The 14,552-nt window shown below is 67.0% G+C and carries 17 protein-coding genes; 14 read left to right on the top strand and 3 right to left on the bottom strand.

What is annotated here, in order from left to right:
* Positions 1–95 precede the first annotated feature (95 nt).
* The 11 genes from secY (at position 96) to truA (ending at position 8,198) form a co-directional block, all read left to right on the top strand.
* Positions 96–1,418, top strand: a complete 1,323-nt coding sequence (secY, locus tag ACYVDN_RS10250) for a preprotein translocase subunit SecY (protein ID WP_460571043.1) — start codon at positions 96–98, stop codon at positions 1,416–1,418.
* The gene (locus ACYVDN_RS10245) at positions 1,415–2,050 is read left to right on the top strand and encodes a nucleoside monophosphate kinase (RefSeq protein WP_460571041.1); all 636 of its coding nucleotides are present in this window, start codon (positions 1,415–1,417) and stop codon (positions 2,048–2,050) included. The genes secY and ACYVDN_RS10245 overlap by 4 nt, the downstream gene beginning before the upstream one ends.
* An 8-nt stretch (positions 2,051–2,058) precedes the next feature.
* On the top strand, positions 2,059–2,892 hold the full coding sequence (map, locus tag ACYVDN_RS10240; protein WP_460571039.1) for a type I methionyl aminopeptidase: 834 nt from the start codon (positions 2,059–2,061) through the stop codon (positions 2,890–2,892).
* A gap of 70 nt (positions 2,893–2,962) precedes the next feature.
* The gene (locus ACYVDN_RS10235) at positions 2,963–3,826 is read left to right on the top strand and encodes an aminodeoxychorismate lyase (RefSeq protein ID WP_460572331.1); all 864 of its coding nucleotides are present in this window, start codon (positions 2,963–2,965) and stop codon (positions 3,824–3,826) included.
* Between the two features lie 171 nt (positions 3,827–3,997).
* Complete coding sequence (infA, locus tag ACYVDN_RS10230; RefSeq protein WP_021759551.1) at positions 3,998–4,219, top strand: translation initiation factor IF-1; 222 nt, start codon at positions 3,998–4,000, stop codon at positions 4,217–4,219.
* 90 nt (positions 4,220–4,309) lie between these two features.
* Complete coding sequence (rpmJ, locus tag ACYVDN_RS10225; protein WP_022900911.1) at positions 4,310–4,426, top strand: 50S ribosomal protein L36; 117 nt, start codon at positions 4,310–4,312, stop codon at positions 4,424–4,426.
* A 155-nt stretch (positions 4,427–4,581) separates the two neighbouring features.
* Positions 4,582–4,956 carry a 30S ribosomal protein S13 gene (gene rpsM / locus ACYVDN_RS10220; RefSeq protein WP_460571036.1) on the top strand — a complete coding sequence of 125 codons (375 nt, stop codon included), beginning with the start codon at positions 4,582–4,584 and terminating at the stop codon, positions 4,954–4,956.
* Positions 4,957–4,992: 36 nt separating this feature from the next.
* Positions 4,993–5,391: a 30S ribosomal protein S11 gene (gene rpsK, locus ACYVDN_RS10215; protein WP_022900909.1), complete on the top strand. Its 399-nt coding sequence runs from the start codon at positions 4,993–4,995 to the stop codon at positions 5,389–5,391.
* A gap of 127 nt (positions 5,392–5,518) precedes the next feature.
* Entirely contained in the window at positions 5,519–6,508 is a 990-nt protein-coding gene (locus ACYVDN_RS10210) for a DNA-directed RNA polymerase subunit alpha (RefSeq protein ID WP_460571034.1), read from the top strand.
* Between the two features lie 64 nt (positions 6,509–6,572).
* A complete protein-coding gene (rplQ, locus tag ACYVDN_RS10205) occupies positions 6,573–7,157 on the top strand; it encodes a bL17 family ribosomal protein (protein WP_460571032.1) in 585 nt (194 codons plus the stop codon).
* Positions 7,158–7,265: 108 nt separating this feature from the next.
* Positions 7,266–8,198, top strand: a complete 933-nt coding sequence (truA, locus tag ACYVDN_RS10200) for a tRNA pseudouridine(38-40) synthase TruA (protein ID WP_460571030.1) — start codon at positions 7,266–7,268, stop codon at positions 8,196–8,198.
* A 22-nt stretch (positions 8,199–8,220) separates the two neighbouring features.
* Here the strand turns inward: truA and ACYVDN_RS10195 are convergent, their stop codons facing one another.
* Genes ACYVDN_RS10195 through ACYVDN_RS10185 form a run of 3 tightly spaced genes read right to left on the bottom strand, consistent with a single transcriptional unit; the run spans position 8,221 to position 11,810 of the window.
* A complete protein-coding gene (locus tag ACYVDN_RS10195) occupies positions 8,221–9,573 on the bottom strand; it encodes a DUF6716 putative glycosyltransferase (RefSeq protein WP_460571028.1) in 1,353 nt (450 codons plus the stop codon).
* Positions 9,574–9,624: 51 nt separating this feature from the next.
* Positions 9,625–10,497 (bottom strand): N-acetylneuraminate synthase family protein, encoded by an 873-nt coding sequence (locus ACYVDN_RS10190; protein ID WP_460571026.1) that lies wholly within the window; start codon positions 10,495–10,497, stop codon positions 9,625–9,627.
* Positions 10,494–11,810, bottom strand: a complete 1,317-nt coding sequence (locus ACYVDN_RS10185) for a cytidylyltransferase domain-containing protein (protein ID WP_460571024.1) — start codon at positions 11,808–11,810, stop codon at positions 10,494–10,496. The genes ACYVDN_RS10190 and ACYVDN_RS10185 overlap by 4 nt, the downstream gene beginning before the upstream one ends.
* A gap of 330 nt (positions 11,811–12,140) precedes the next feature.
* On the opposite strand from ACYVDN_RS10185, the gene rplM reads away from it, so the two are divergent.
* The 3 genes from rplM to glmM are packed head-to-tail and all read left to right on the top strand — an operon-like array spanning position 12,141 to position 14,520.
* The gene (gene rplM, locus ACYVDN_RS10180) at positions 12,141–12,587 is read left to right on the top strand and encodes a large ribosomal subunit protein uL13 (RefSeq protein WP_460571022.1); all 447 of its coding nucleotides are present in this window, start codon (positions 12,141–12,143) and stop codon (positions 12,585–12,587) included.
* Between the two features lie 50 nt (positions 12,588–12,637).
* A complete protein-coding gene (rpsI, locus tag ACYVDN_RS10175; RefSeq protein ID WP_460571020.1) occupies positions 12,638–13,132 on the top strand; it encodes a 30S ribosomal protein S9 in 495 nt (164 codons plus the stop codon).
* A gap of 26 nt (positions 13,133–13,158) precedes the next feature.
* A complete protein-coding gene (glmM, locus tag ACYVDN_RS10170; protein ID WP_460571017.1) occupies positions 13,159–14,520 on the top strand; it encodes a phosphoglucosamine mutase in 1,362 nt (453 codons plus the stop codon).
* Positions 14,521–14,552: the final 32 nt, after the last annotated feature.

Raw genomic sequence — 14,552 nt, 5'->3', positions numbered from 1 at the left:
TTCCAGGCATCCGGATTCACCCCGTAAAGTAGTCCAGTCGGGTGGCCACCTCGGCCACCCGACTGACTCCTTACCCCCGGAAAGCAGGACGTCACTTGTTCAACGCCATCGGGCGGATCCTCCGCACCCCTGATCTTCGTAGGAAGATCGGCTTCACTCTGGGGATCATCGCGCTGTTCCGTCTGGGGTCGTTCATCCCGGCCCCGTTCGTCGACTTCAGCAACGTTCAGGCGTGTCTGGCGGCGAACCAGGGCACCACCGGCCTCTACGAGCTGGTCAACCTCTTCAGCGGCGGCGCGCTGCTGAAGCTCTCCATCTTCGCGCTGGGGATCATGCCGTACATCACGGCGTCGATCATCGTGCAGCTGCTGAGGGTGGTCATCCCACACTTCGAGGCTCTCTACAAGGAGGGCCAGGCGGGCCAGTCGAAGCTGACCCAGTACACCCGCTACCTCACCATTGCGCTGGGTGTCCTTCAGTCCACCACGCTCATCACGGTCGCTCGCAGCGGTGCCCTGTTCGGTTCGAACAGTGCGTCGCAGTGCTCGCAGCTGATCACGAATGACGCCTGGTACGCCGTGCTGCTCATGGTCATCACGATGACCGCAGGCACCGGCCTCATCATGTGGATGGGCGAGCTGGTGACCGAGAAGGGCATCGGCAACGGCATGTCGCTGCTGATCTTCACCTCGATCGCCGCGCAGTTCCCCGCCTCCCTCTGGGCCGTCGAGCAGACGCAGAGCTTCGAGATCTTCCTGATCGTCATCGTCATCGGCTTGTTCATCGTCGCGGCCGTCGTGTTCGTCGAGCAGTCCCAACGGCGCATCCCCGTTCAATACGCGAAACGCATGGTCGGCCGTCGAACGTACGGCGGCAACAACACGTACATCCCGATCAAGGTCAACATGGCCGGTGTCATCCCGGTGATCTTCGCGTCGAGCCTCTTGTACCTTCCTGCTCTGATCGCGCAGTTCAACCAGCCGGCTCCCGGCAAGGAACCGGCACCGTGGGTCACCTGGGTCACGAACTACCTGACGCAGGGCGACCACCCGCTCTACATGCTGATCTACGCACTCCTGATCATCGGCTTCACGTACTTCTACGTCGCGATCACCTTCAACCCCGAAGAGGTCGCCGACAACATGAAGAAGTACGGCGGCTTCATCCCCGGCATCCGTGCCGGACGTCCGACCGCCGAGTACCTCGACTACGTGCTCACGCGCATCACGCTGCCCGGCTCGATCTATCTGGCTGTCATCGCGCTCATCCCGCTGGTGGCCTTCGCGCTGCTCGGCACCAGCCAGAACTTCATGTTCGGCGGCACGTCGATCCTCATCATCGTCGGCGTCGGCCTCGAGACGGTCAAGCAGATCGACTCGCAGCTGCAGCAGCGCCACTACGAAGGGTTGCTCCGTTGACCGAAGCGCACGAAGAGCGAAACCGAGAGCGCGGCGCGCGCCTGCTGATCGTCGGCCCTCCCGGGTCGGGCAAAGGCACCCAGGCCACGTTCGTGGCCGACGCGTTCGACATTCCGGCGATCTCCACGGGCGACATCTTCCGTCATCACATCACCCACCAGACCGAGCTCGGCGTCAAGGTGAAGGCGATCGTGGATGCCGGCGACTACGTTCCGGACGACCTGACCAACCAGCTGGTGGCAGCGCGTCTGTCCGAGCCGGATGCCGCAAAGGGCTTCCTGCTCGACGGTTACCCGCGCACGCTGGACCAGGTGGAATTCCTCGACGAGCTTCTGGCGTCGGATGGCAGCCTCGAGGCGGTCATCCGCCTCACCGCCGACAAGGACGAGCTCGTGAAGCGGCTGACCCACCGTGCTCATGAGCAGGGCCGCGCGGACGACACCGAAGAGGCGATCCGTCACCGTCAAGACGTCTACAACGCGCAGACGGCGCCGATCATCGAGGTGTATCGGGAGCGCGGGCTCCTTGCCGAAGTCGACGGTCTCGGCTCCGTCGACGACGTCGCCGCACGCATCCGCGAAGCGCTGGCCGCACGCGGGATCGGCGAGGCCGACGGCACAGCCGCCGCCTGAGCGACGACGTGCCAGGCATCCGGCGATCGATCTACAAGTCGCCAGCGCAACTCAGGCTCATGCTCGAGCCCGGTCTCGCGACCGCTGACAGCCTCGACGCCGTTCGGGCGGCCGCTCGGCCGGGCGTGACGACGCTCGAGCTGGACGCGCTGGCGGAGCGTGCGATCGAGGCCAGGGGCGGAAAGCCGAACTTCAAGCTCGAGCCCGGATACCGCCACACCATCTGCGCCTCGGTGAACGACGAGATCGTGCACGGCATCCCGGGGGATCGCGCACTGCAGGCGGGCGACATCCTGTCGATCGACTCCGGCGCCATCCTCGGCGGATGGAACGGTGACGCGGCGTTCACCGTCGTGATCGACGACCCGGCGCGTCCCGACCTCGTGGCGGAACGACGTGCGCTCGCCGACGTGACGGAGCAGTCGCTCTGGCACGGCATTGCGACGCTGGCGAAGGCGTCGCACCTGAACGAGGTAGGGGATGCCATCGAGGCGTACATCCTCTCGCAGGGCGACTACGGCATTCTCACCGATTACATCGGGCACGGAATCGGCCGGCGCATGCACGAAGCGCCTCCGGTGTTCAACTACAGCGTGCGGCAGAGGGGCCCGGAGGTTCGGCCAGGCCTCGTCGTCGCGATCGAACCGATGGTCGTCGCCGGATCGCCCGACACCTACGTGCACGACGACGGATGGACCGTGGCGACCGAGGACGGATCGGCTGCTGCGCACTGGGAGCACTCCGTCGCCGTCCACAAGGACGGCATCTGGGTGCTCACGGCGCACGACGGAGGCGCTGCAGGGCTGAGGCCGTTCGGCGTCACCCCTGTGCGCCCTGCGTAGCGTCGCACCCCGCTGCCGGTTCCAGCGGGCTCGGGCCGTTGCCGGTTAGGCTCGAACGGTGCCCGTCTTCATGATCGACGTACTGCCGGCCGATGCAGCAACCGACCCCGCTCCGACAGTCCGGCGCTTCGACGAGGGAGTGCCGACACTCGACGTGCGCGACCTCGGTGCCGCACGCGGCGACGGGGTCTTCGAGACGATCGGTGTGGTCGGCGGGCACCCGCAGGCACTCGAGGCGCATCTCAGCAGGCTGGCGAGCTCCGCGACGCTGCTCGACCTGCCGGAGCCCAACGAGGCACAGTGGCGGCACGCCATCACGGTGGCCGCGGCGTCGCTTCCGACCGATCGGCAGGGCGGCCTCAAGGTGGTGTTCACCCGCGGTATCGACGGTGCGGCTTCTCCGACCGGCTGGATCGTGGCGACGCCGGCCGCGGGGGAGTTCGCCGAGCGGGAGACGGGCATCCGTGTCGTCACCCTCGACCGCGGCTACACCAGCGACGTCGCAGAGCGCGCGCCGTGGCTCCTTGCCGGCGCGAAGACCCTGTCGTACGCCGTGAACATGGCGGCGATCAGGGAGGCCCGTCGGCGAGAGGCCGACGACGTCATCTTCGTCAGCTCCGATGGCTACGTCATGGAGGCGCCGACCGCGACCGTCATCCTCTTGTTCGGCGACCGGGTCGTGACGCCTCGGACCGACATCGGCATCCTGCCTGGGACGAGCCAGCTGAGCGTCTTCGACTTCGCCTCCTCGCGCGGACTTCGCACAGAGGCGGTGCTCGTTCCGGCATCCGACCTGACGAAGGCGGATGCCGCATGGTTGGTCTCGAGCGTGCGCCTCGCGGCTCCCATCACGAGCATCGACGGCGTCGAGCTGCCCGTCGACGTCGAGCTCACCCGCGACATGAACGCCGCACTGCTCGCCCGTGAGGACTGAGGGCTGGGACTATAAGGGCGTCGCGACGCCGAGTGGCGAAGACGCGCCGCATGGCCTAAGATAGATCTTTGGTGTCTTGCACCCGTTTTGCGGTGCGCGCCTCAGGGCGCATCCGACACCATCCATCCACCGCACGACCGGCACTGGAGTGCCTGAAGCGATAGTGAGGCTATGGCCAAAAAAGACGGCGTAATCGAGATCGAGGGATCCGTGGTCGAGGCGCTGCCCAACGCGATGTTCCGCGTTGAGCTCACCAACGGACACAAGGTTCTGGCCCACATCTCGGGCAAGATGCGTCAGCACTACATCCGCATCCTCCCTGAGGACCGCGTGATCGTGGAGCTGAGCCCCTACGACCTCACCCGTGGCCGAATCGTCTACCGCTACAAGTAATCCAGGCGTCGGAAAGTAACGGCCCACGACGACGGAAGCGTCAGCATCCGCCTGCCGTGGCGCACGACGACAGCGATAAGGAATATCACCATGAAGGTCAACCCCTCCGTCAAGCCCATCTGCGAGCACTGCCGCGTCATCCGCCGCAACGGCCGCGTGATGGTCATCTGCTCCAGCAACCCGCGTCACAAGCAGCGCCAGGGTTAGTCGGCTCCCCGTTCCGCTCTGAGAGCGGGACGCCGGAAAAACAGAACAGCGAGAACGCCAGCATCAACAAGCGGTGAAAGCCGTGGACACCTCGGGTTGGAGGCCCGGGCACCGATGCTGGTCCACACCTCCACACACTCACAGGAGAAGCCAGAATGGCACGTCTAGCAGGCGTCGACATCCCGCGCGAGAAGCGCGTGGAAGTCGCACTCACCTACATCTACGGCATCGGCCACACTCGTGCGCTCGAGACGCTGCAGGCCACCGGGGTCTCGGGAGACATCCGCGTCAAGGATCTCACCGACGACCAGCTCGTCGCGCTGCGCGACCACATCGAAGGAACCTACAAGGTGGAGGGTGACCTTCGCCGCGAGGTCGCCGCCGACATCCGCCGCAAGGTCGAGATCGGTTCGTACCAGGGCCTGCGCCACCGCCGCGGCCTTCCCGTGCGCGGTCAGCGCACCAAGACCAATGCGCGCACCCGCAAGGGACCGAAGCGCACCGTCGCCGGCAAGAAGAAGGCCCGCTAGGCCACCGGCTAGCGCTCGAGATCTCAGGAGTAGAACATGGCAGCACCCAAGTCGGCCGTTCGCAAGCCGCGCAAGAAAGAGAAGAAGAACATCGCCGTGGGCCAGGCCCACATCAAGTCGACGTTCAACAACACGATCGTCTCGATCACCGACACCAACGGTGCAGTGATCAGCTGGGCGTCATCCGGCGGTGTGGGCTTCAAGGGCTCTCGCAAGTCGACGCCGTTCGCCGCTCAGTTGGCCGCCGAGTCGGCCGCCCGCCAGGCGCAGGAGCACGGCATGAAGAAGGTCGACGTCTTCGTCAAGGGTCCGGGCTCGGGCCGCGAGACCGCCATCCGCTCGCTGCAGGCCGCCGGCCTCGAGGTGGGATCGATCAACGACGTGACGCCGCAGGCGCACAACGGTTGCCGCCCGCCGAAGCGTCGTCGCGTCTAGTAGCTGTGACACTTTCCGCTCACGCGGACGGCGGTCGCTTCGCAGCCGTCGTCCGCGCGCGGATATAACTCAATACCTGTACAGAGCAAGCGTCATATAGCGGACGCTTAGCCGAAAGGAATCAACAGTGCTCATCGCACAGCGCCCTACGCTCACCGAAGAGAACATCTCGGAATTCCGCTCGCGGTTCGTCATCGAGCCGCTCGAGCCGGGCTTCGGATACACGCTCGGTAACTCCCTCCGCCGCACGCTGCTGTCGTCCATTCCGGGCGCTGCGGTCACGAGCATCCGCATCGACGGTGTGCTGCACGAGTTCACGACCATTCCGGGCGTGAAGGAGGATGTCACCGAGATCATCCTGAACATCAAGGGACTCGTCGTCTCCAGCGAGCACGACGAGCCGATCACCGCCTACCTGCGCAAGCAGGGTTCCGGTGAGGTCACGGCGGCCGACATCTCGGCTCCGGCGGGCGTGGAGATCCACAACCCCGAGCTGGTCATCGCGACGCTGAACGAGAACGCCCGCTTCGAGGTCGAGCTGACCATCGAGCGCGGTCGCGGTTACGTCTCTGCTCAGCAGAACCGCAACGAGTACAGCGAGGCGGGCCAGATCCCGATCGACTCGATCTACTCGCCCGTGCTCAAGGTCACGTACCGCGTCGAGGCGACGCGTGCAGGTGAGCGCACCGACTTCGACCGCCTCGTGGTGGATGTCGAGACCAAGCCGGCGATTAGCCCGCGCGACGCCATCGCCTCAGCAGGCCGCACGCTCACCGAGCTGTTCGGTCTCGCCCGCGAGCTCAACTCGCAGGCCGAGGGCATCGAGATCGGCCCGGCGCCGGTCGACGCCGTGCTGAGCTCCGAGCTGTCGATGCCGATCGAAGACCTCGAGCTCTCGGTTCGCTCGTACAACTGCCTCAAGCGCGAGGGCATCAACAACGTCAGCGAACTGGTCTCGCTCTCCGAGACGCAGCTCATGAACATCCGCAACTTCGGTCAGAAGTCGGTGGATGAGGTCAAGGACAAGCTGACGGAGATGGGCCTGTCGCTCAAGGACTCGGTTCCCGGGTTCGACGGCACCCACTTCTACAGCGCCAACGACGACGAGTACCGCTGATTCGTCGCGGCCACACCACCTGATCTGACAACGGCCGACCGGCCACACAAACGGAGAAACGACAATGCCTAAGCCGACCAAGGGCCCCCGCCTCGGAGGCGGACCCGCACACGAGCGCCTGCTGCTCGCGAACCTGGCTGCCGCCCTTTTCACGCACAAGCGCATCACGACGACCGAGACGAAGGCCAAGCGCCTGCGTCCGCTCGCCGAGCGCCTGATCACGTTCGCCAAGCGTGGTGACCTGCACGCCCGTCGCCGGGTGCTCGGTGTCATTCAGGACAAGGGCGTGGTCTACGAGCTGTTCGACGTCATCGCGCCGCAGGTGGCCGACCGTCAGGGTGGCTACACGCGCATCACCAAGATCGGCAACCGCAAGGGCGACAACGCCCCCATGGCCGTGATCGAGCTCGTGCTCGAGCCCGTCACCCCGAAGCGCAAGGCTCCGGCGGCGCCGAAGTCGCCCGCCGCGAAGGAGGCGGAGAAGGCTGAGGCAGCTGCCGCAGCTGAGGCCGTCGAGGAGACCACGGCAGACGAGACCGCTGTCGATGCCGAGGCGAACGACGAGGCCGAGGAGGCAGTCGAGGCCACCGAGACCGACGACGAGAGCATCGACGCCGGCGAGGCCGAAGACGAGGCCGAGGCCAAGTAGCCGAGCTCGGACGCATTCAACGAGGCGCCGGACGGAGTATCCCTCCTTCCGGCGCCTCGTTCGTTGTCCTGTGGCAACCGGCATTGCCGTCACCCGGGGCTTCCTAGGATGGAGTGCGTGACGCAGGCGGGGGACACGACGGCCGAGAGCACGACGGCGGGCGCGACGAGCAATGGCACGCGCATCCGTCTCGACATCTCCTACGACGGCACGCACTTCAACGGCTGGAGCAGACAGCCGGGCCTGCGCACCGTGCAGGGCGTGCTCGAAGAAGCTCTGCGCACGCTGTTCCGCAGGCACGAGCCGGCTCCGACGCTGACCGTCGCAGGCAGGACGGATGCCGGCGTGCACGCCCGCGGACAAGTCGCCCATCTCGACCTGACGCCCGAGCAGTCCGCGTCGCTCCTTCGCCCGCGCAAGGCTCGCAACGCGGCCGACGACGTGGATGCCGCGGCCGCGCTGTGCAGGCGGCTCATGGGCATCCTCGGCTCATCGGACTCCGACGTGGTCGTCACGGCCGCGTCGATGGCGGAGCCGGGTTTCGACGCCCGATTCTCGGCGTTGTGGCGGCGGTACGAGTACCGCGTGGCGGATGCCTCGACCGTGCGGAACCCGCTGACCCGAACGAGCACCGTGTGGTATCCGTCTATGCTCGACCTCGACGCGATGGACGAGTCGGCCGGCACGCTGCTCGGGCTGCACGACTTCGCGACCTTCTGCAAGCCTCGCGAGGGGGCCACCACCATCCGCACGCTGCAGGACTTCGCCTGGCGGCGGAATGACGACGGCGTGTTCATCGCCGAACTGCGTGCCGACGCGTTCTGCCACAGCATGGTCCGAGCGCTCGTGGGCGCCTGCGTCGCGGTGGGGGAGGGCAAGCTGGCCGGGAAGGACCTCGCCCTGCTGCGCGACGTCGGCGCGCGCACCAACGCGTTCAAGGTCATGCCGGCGAAGGGCCTCACGCTGATGGAGGTCGGCTACCCGAGCGGAGCCGAACTGGCCGCACGAGCCGAGCAGACCCGCGCACGGCGGGTGCTGTAGCCCCCACCGTTCCATGGGGCGCTCAGGACGTCGTGACGCTGTCCTGAGTCGGCTCGTGCCGCGTGCCTGCGTCGACGGTTCCGGACTCGAGTGCGTCGACGCCGAAGGCTCCGGCCTCTGCGCCGTGCTCGACGAGCGTGTCGACCGGCTCGGCGGGCGTTGTGTTCGGCATCGCCGCGCGCGCGACGTTGCGGGCGAGACGGAGCGGAGCACCGACTGCCAGCGCGACGTATCCCATCGTGCTGTGATCGTGCTGCCCGAATGCGCGCTTGCGCTCCCACGCTCTCCGAAGCGGCCCACCCCGACTGACCCGCACTGTCGGACGAGTGGGGAGCAGGGATGCCTCACGCAGGGCCACCAGCATGCCGAGCTGGTCTGCCCAGTCGTCATCGGCTGCCGGGTGGAAGTAGTTGTCCTCGCGCCATCCGTCGACGACTCGCTTGAACCGTGCCGCGATCAGGTCGCGGGAGGTGCCGAGCAGCCCGCTGCCCATGAAGACCTCGTTGATGAGCTTGCCCGTCACGCCGAAGTCGGCGAGCACCAGGGATGGCACGTCGTGAGCGATCGCCTCGAGGGTGGCGGTGGAGCTCACCGTGACGAAGCCGACCGCCCTGGCGAGGTGATCGCCCATCGCACCCGTCTCGACGACGAGGTTCGGCGGGGCATCCTCCGGCAGCAGATCCGCGAACGGATACCGCTCCAGGTGCGTCTGCCCCTCTCCTCCGACGGCTCTGATCTTGACGACGACCCTGAGCTCGGGGTTCTCTCGTGCCGCGTCCGCCAGCCAGCCCATGAGCATCCGACGCGCCTCGATGCCGGCGGGAACCGTCGGCTGCGCAGCGAACACGATGCTGTCGCGCGTCACGTCGGAACGTATGCCCGAGACGGCATGCAGGAACGGGAGAGTCGAGAGCCCGAACCGGTGCGTCATGTCGTGCTCGGCCGCCAGCGCACGGTACTCCCGGATCTCCCGGTGACTGTGCAGCACGAAGAGGTCGGCCTGGGCCCTCAGGAACAGACCCTTCCACTTCGCCGGCGTCGAGATGCCGGGAAGCCCGGTCACGAGCACCGGGCGATGCGACACCCGCCGGATGATCTCGCCGATCAGCACCTCGGCGATCGGTCCTCTGGTGGCGACCAGCACGGCATCCGGTCGTTCGGAGCGCACCTTGTCGATGATTTCGCCCAGTTGCAGCCGCTCGATCGTCACACCGTCCGGTCCGACAGCGCTCACCAGCTGCGCATCGCTGGCGGTGGCCGCAGTGTTCACCGCGACCAGGGATGACTCCCAGTCCTCTGGCAGCGTCGCAAGGAGGGTCGCCCCCCACTTGACGAACGAGTCGGAGTCGACGATGCCGAGGATTCTGCGAGTCACAGGATGGCCAGATCTTTCAGGTCGTGTGCGGTGGTGCCGGCAGGGGGAGCTCTACGCCTCGACGCGGCGCAGCTTGGCGAGCGGGGCGAGCTCTCCGGGGAAGACGCGCTTCACGCCGTCACCCATGGCCTGCTCGATGATGCGGATGTCGCGGATGAGGTGCTGCAGCCCCTGGGGCTCGAGCGATGCTGCGTGGTCGCTTCCCCACATGGTGCGGTCGAGGGTGATGTGGCGCTCGACAGCGGTGGCGCCGATGGCGACGGCCGCGAGGGAGATCTGCAGGCCGGGCTCGTGTCCCGAGTAGCCGATCGGCACGCCGGTGAAGCGCTCGCCGAGGGTGTGGATCATGCGCAGGTTGGCCTCTTCGGCCGGGAGCGGGTAGGTCGAGGTGGCGTGCAGGACGACCAGGGGTGAGCCGTCGAAAACCGCGACCGCGCGGTCGATCTGCTCCATGGTCGACATGCCGGTGGACAGGATGACCGGCTTGCCCGTCGCACGCATCGCCTCGAGCAGCTCGAGGTCGGTGACCGACGCCGACGCGACCTTGTATGCGCAGACGTTGAGGTCTTCGAGGAACTCGACGGATGGCACATCCCACGGGGAGGCGAACCAGTCGAGGCCGCGCATCGTGGCGTAGTCGCCGAGCTCGACGTACTGGTCGTGGTCGAACTCGACCCGGTACCGGTACTCGAGGTAGGTCATCTCGCCCCACGGCGTCTGTCGCGGCGTGTTCTTCATGTGCTCGGGGGTGGAGATCGCGGGCGTGCGCTTCTGGAACTTCACGGCCTGCGCGCCGGCGTCGGCTGCGACGTCGATGAGCCGCTTGGCGATCTCGACGTCGCCGTTGTGGTTGAGCCCGATCTCGCCGATCACGTAGACCGGGTTGCCGGTGCCGATGACGTTCGAACCGATGGTGACTGTCATGACTTCGCTTTCTCTTTCAGGATGAGTTCCGCGAGTTCGCGCACCGCACCGGCACCGCCGGGAGATGCGAGGACTCGTCGTGATGCGGCAATGGCTTGCGGGTGCGCGTCGGCCACCGCGAACGGCCAGCCGACGGCGCCCAACGCGCCGAGATCGTTCACGTCGTTGCCGAGGTAGGCGACGCGCTCCAGCGGGATTCCCGCCCGCGTGGCCCATGCGGCCAGCGCGGTGGCCTTGTCGTCGATGCCCTGCAGCACCTCGACGCCGAGCTTGGCGGCACGTGCTCCGACGACCGGGTTCTTCTCCGTCGACAGGATCAGCACGGGAACACCCGACTCGCGCAGCAGACGCACCCCGAGCCCGTCGCGGCGGTTCACGGTCACTGACTCGACACCGTTCTGATCCACCTGCACCCGGTCATCCGTGTGCACCCCGTCGAAGTCGGTGACCACGGCTTCGACGACCGCAAGACCGTGCGCGGATGCCCGCGCGTCGAGTTCTGCGTCGAGCCCGGAGCCTGCGGCGAGATCGTCGAACGTGTCGGCGTTCCAGCTCGTGCCGCCATCCGTGGTGCGCGCCGGGACCGGGCCTCCTACCGAGGCGGCGACAGCGGCGCGGGAGTATGCCTGAGCACGAGTGCCTGCGACGGCGTCGGCGAGGGTCAGATCGTTCTCGGTGTCGATGTCGATGGAATCCGGGATGACCGCGACGCCCACTCGCCCGAAGAAGCGGTACCCGGTGCGACGGAACCCCTCGGCGTTCATCGCGTAGAACGCGCCCGTCTCCTGGTACTGCGGCTCGCGGTCCTGGCGCATCGGACGGAACGACGGGTCGTGGTTCACACCCTGCGCGTCGCCATCCGCGTCGAGGCTCCACAGGAAGGCGTGCGTCTCGACCGCGGCGAACACCACGTCGCGCTCGCCGGAGCGCACCCTCGACACGGCCTCGTCGATGTCTTCGGAACGGGTGAACGGACTGGTGGCCTGGAGGAACACGACGACCTCGGGCGTGACACCGTCGTCGGCGAGCACATCGAGGGCGTGCGTGACAGCACTCTCGCTCGATGCGGTGCCCGTTGACAGCGCGGCGGGCCGGATGACCACCTCGGCGCCGGCCGCCGACGCCACCTCCGCTATCTCGGCACCGTCAGTGGAGACGACGACACGGTCGACCGACGGCGCGGCTAGTGCGGACGCGACGACCCTTGCGACGAGAGGGACACCGCCGACCTCGCGCAGGTTCTTCCCCGGCACGCCGACGGAGCCCGCCCTGGCAGGGATCACGGCGACAACGCGATCGGAGGCAGACGACATGCGGTCACGCTAGGAAGCCAGCTGGTCACGACGGTGGCGCCTGAGTGAACGGACAGGAAAGCGTGCATGGCCGTATGCGCTCTCCCAGCTTGCCCATAAGCAGCGGCACGGCTACGCATAGGAGGCGGCAGCGTATGGGTCATCGCCGCCTCGATTGGACGGGAGTGGATGCCTCGCGTACGATTGACCTTTGGTGTCCGCTCCACTGCGGTGCGGCATCCGTAGTTGAGCCCTCCATCTGCGGCGTTACCGGTTCATCGAATCGGCAACACCCGACCGGAGCGGGATTCACGAGCCACCCAACCACGAGACAAGAAAGCAGCCACTACTGTGACGCGCACTTTCAGCCCCAAGGCATCCGAGATCCAGCGCGACTGGGTCGTCATCGACGCCACCGATGTCGTGCTCGGCCGTCTGGCCAGCCACACCGCGGCCATTCTCCGCGGCAAGAACAAGCCGACGTTCGCTCCGCACGTCGACACCGGTGACTTCGTCATCATCATCAACGCAGACAAGGTGGCCCTCACCGGCCAGAAGGCTCTGCAGAAGAAGGCCTACCGCCACTCGGGCTACCCGGGTGGTCTGTCGGCCGTCACGTACTCCGAGCTTCTCGAGAAGAACCCGGTCCGCGCCGTCGAGAAGGCCGTTCGCGGCATGCTGCCGAAGAACTCCATCGGTCGTGCCCAGCTGCGCAAGCTCAAGGTCTACACCGGTTCCGAGCACCCGCACGCCGCTCAGCAGCCGACGCCCTACACCCTCGACCAGGTCGCCCAGTAAGCGCCGGTTCCCAGAACTCTTCTCTTCTTTCAGACAAGGACTAAACCATCGTGGCGAAGATCTCCGACCAGCTCGAGGCGCAGGACGCCCTGCAGAGCTTCACGACCGAAACCCCGGCAACCGAGGCGCCCGCGGCGACGCCCCGCCCGGTTCTCAACGTTCCCGGTGCGGCCGTCGGCCGTCGCAAGCAGGCCATCGCCCGCGTGCGCCTCGTTCCGGGCTCCGGCTCCATCACGGTCAACGGCCGTGAGTTCGCGGACTACTTCCCGAACAAGCTGCACCAGCAGCTCATCACCGACCCGTTCAAGGTGCTCGACCTGCTCGGCAGCTACGACGTGATCGCCCGCATCACCGGCGGTGGCCCCTCCGGCCAGGCCGGCGCCCTGCGTCTCGGCATCGCCCGCGCTCTCAACGAGATCGACGCGGAGAACAACCGTCCGACCCTCAAGAAGTCCGGCTTCCTGAGCCGCGACGCCCGGGTCAAGGAGCGCAAGAAGGCTGGTCTCAAGAAGGCCCGCAAGGCACCGCAGTACTCGAAGCGCTGATCCAGCGTTCGTCGGCTACGGCATCGATGGCACGGCTCTTCGGTACGGATGGCGTTCGCGGTCTCGCGAACGCGGAGTTGACGGCGGACCTCGCGCTGGGCGTTGCCCAGGCGACGGCCGTCGTCCTCGGGCAGGGACGCAGCGCGGAGGCACGACGCGCCCAGGGCAAACGCCCTGTGGCGGTCGTGGCTCGCGATCCTCGTGTTTCGGGTGAGTTCCTGATCGCAGCGGTCGCTGCCGGGCTCGCGAGCTCTGGCGTGGACGTGCTCGACGCGGGGGTCATCCCGACGCCCGCGGCGGCGTTCCTGATCGCCGACATCGGCGCGGACTTCGGCGTGATGATCTCCGCCTCGCACAACCCCGCGCCCGACAACGGCATCAAGATCTTCGCGCGCGGCGGCACGAAGCTGCCCGACATCGTCGAGGACCGCATCGAGGCCGCGCTCGACAAGCCGAAGCTCACACCGACGGGTGCCGACGTCGGGCGCATCCGTCGCTTCGCCGATGCAGAGGACCGTTACGTTCTGCATCTGCTCGCCAGCCTGCCGCACCGGCTGGATGGCATCCACGTGCTGATCGACTGCGCGAACGGTGCTGCAGCCGGCATCTCGCCCGAGGTGTTCACTGACGCCGGCGCACGCGTCACCGTCATCGGCGACGATCCGGACGGCATCAACATCAACGACGGCGTCGGGTCGACTCACATCGACAAGCTCGCCATCGCTGTCGTCGAGCACGGCGCCGACGTCGGGATCGCCCACGACGGAGACGCCGATCGTTGCCTCGCGGTCGATGCGGACGGCAACATCGTCGACGGCGACCAGATCATGGCGATCCTGGCGCTCAGCATGGCCGAGCGCGGCAAGCTGAACCAGAACACGCTCGTCACCACGGTGATGAGCAATCTCGGCCTGAGGCTGGCGATGACCAAGAACGGCATCGACGTCGTGCAGACCAGCGTCGGTGACCGGTACGTGCTCGAGCGGATGAACGAGAACGGCTTCTCGCTCGGTGGCGAACAGTCCGGTCACGTCATCATGAGCGAGTTCGCGACGACGGGCGACGGCATCCTCACCGGACTACATCTGGTGAGCGAGATGGCGCGCAAGGGCAAGCCGCTCTCCGAGCTGGCCGCCAGCATGACCGTGTACCCGCAGATCCTGGTCAACGTGCGCGGGGTGGACCACCTTCGCCTGCACGAAGACGAGGTCATCGCGCAGGCGATCGCGGATGCCGAGGCCGAGCTGGGCCAGACCGGACGCGTTCTGCTGCGTCCTTCCGGCACCGAGCCGATGGTTCGCGTCATGGTCGAGGCCGCCGATCAGGCCACCGCCGACCACCACGCGCACACCCTCGCCGAGGTCGTGCGCGTTCGGCTCACTCTCTGAGTCGCACGCAGCGTCGATTTGTCGGCCCGTCG

Source organism: Humibacter soli, assembly GCF_054779035.1.
This window is presented reverse-complemented; position numbering and strand designations above follow the sequence as displayed.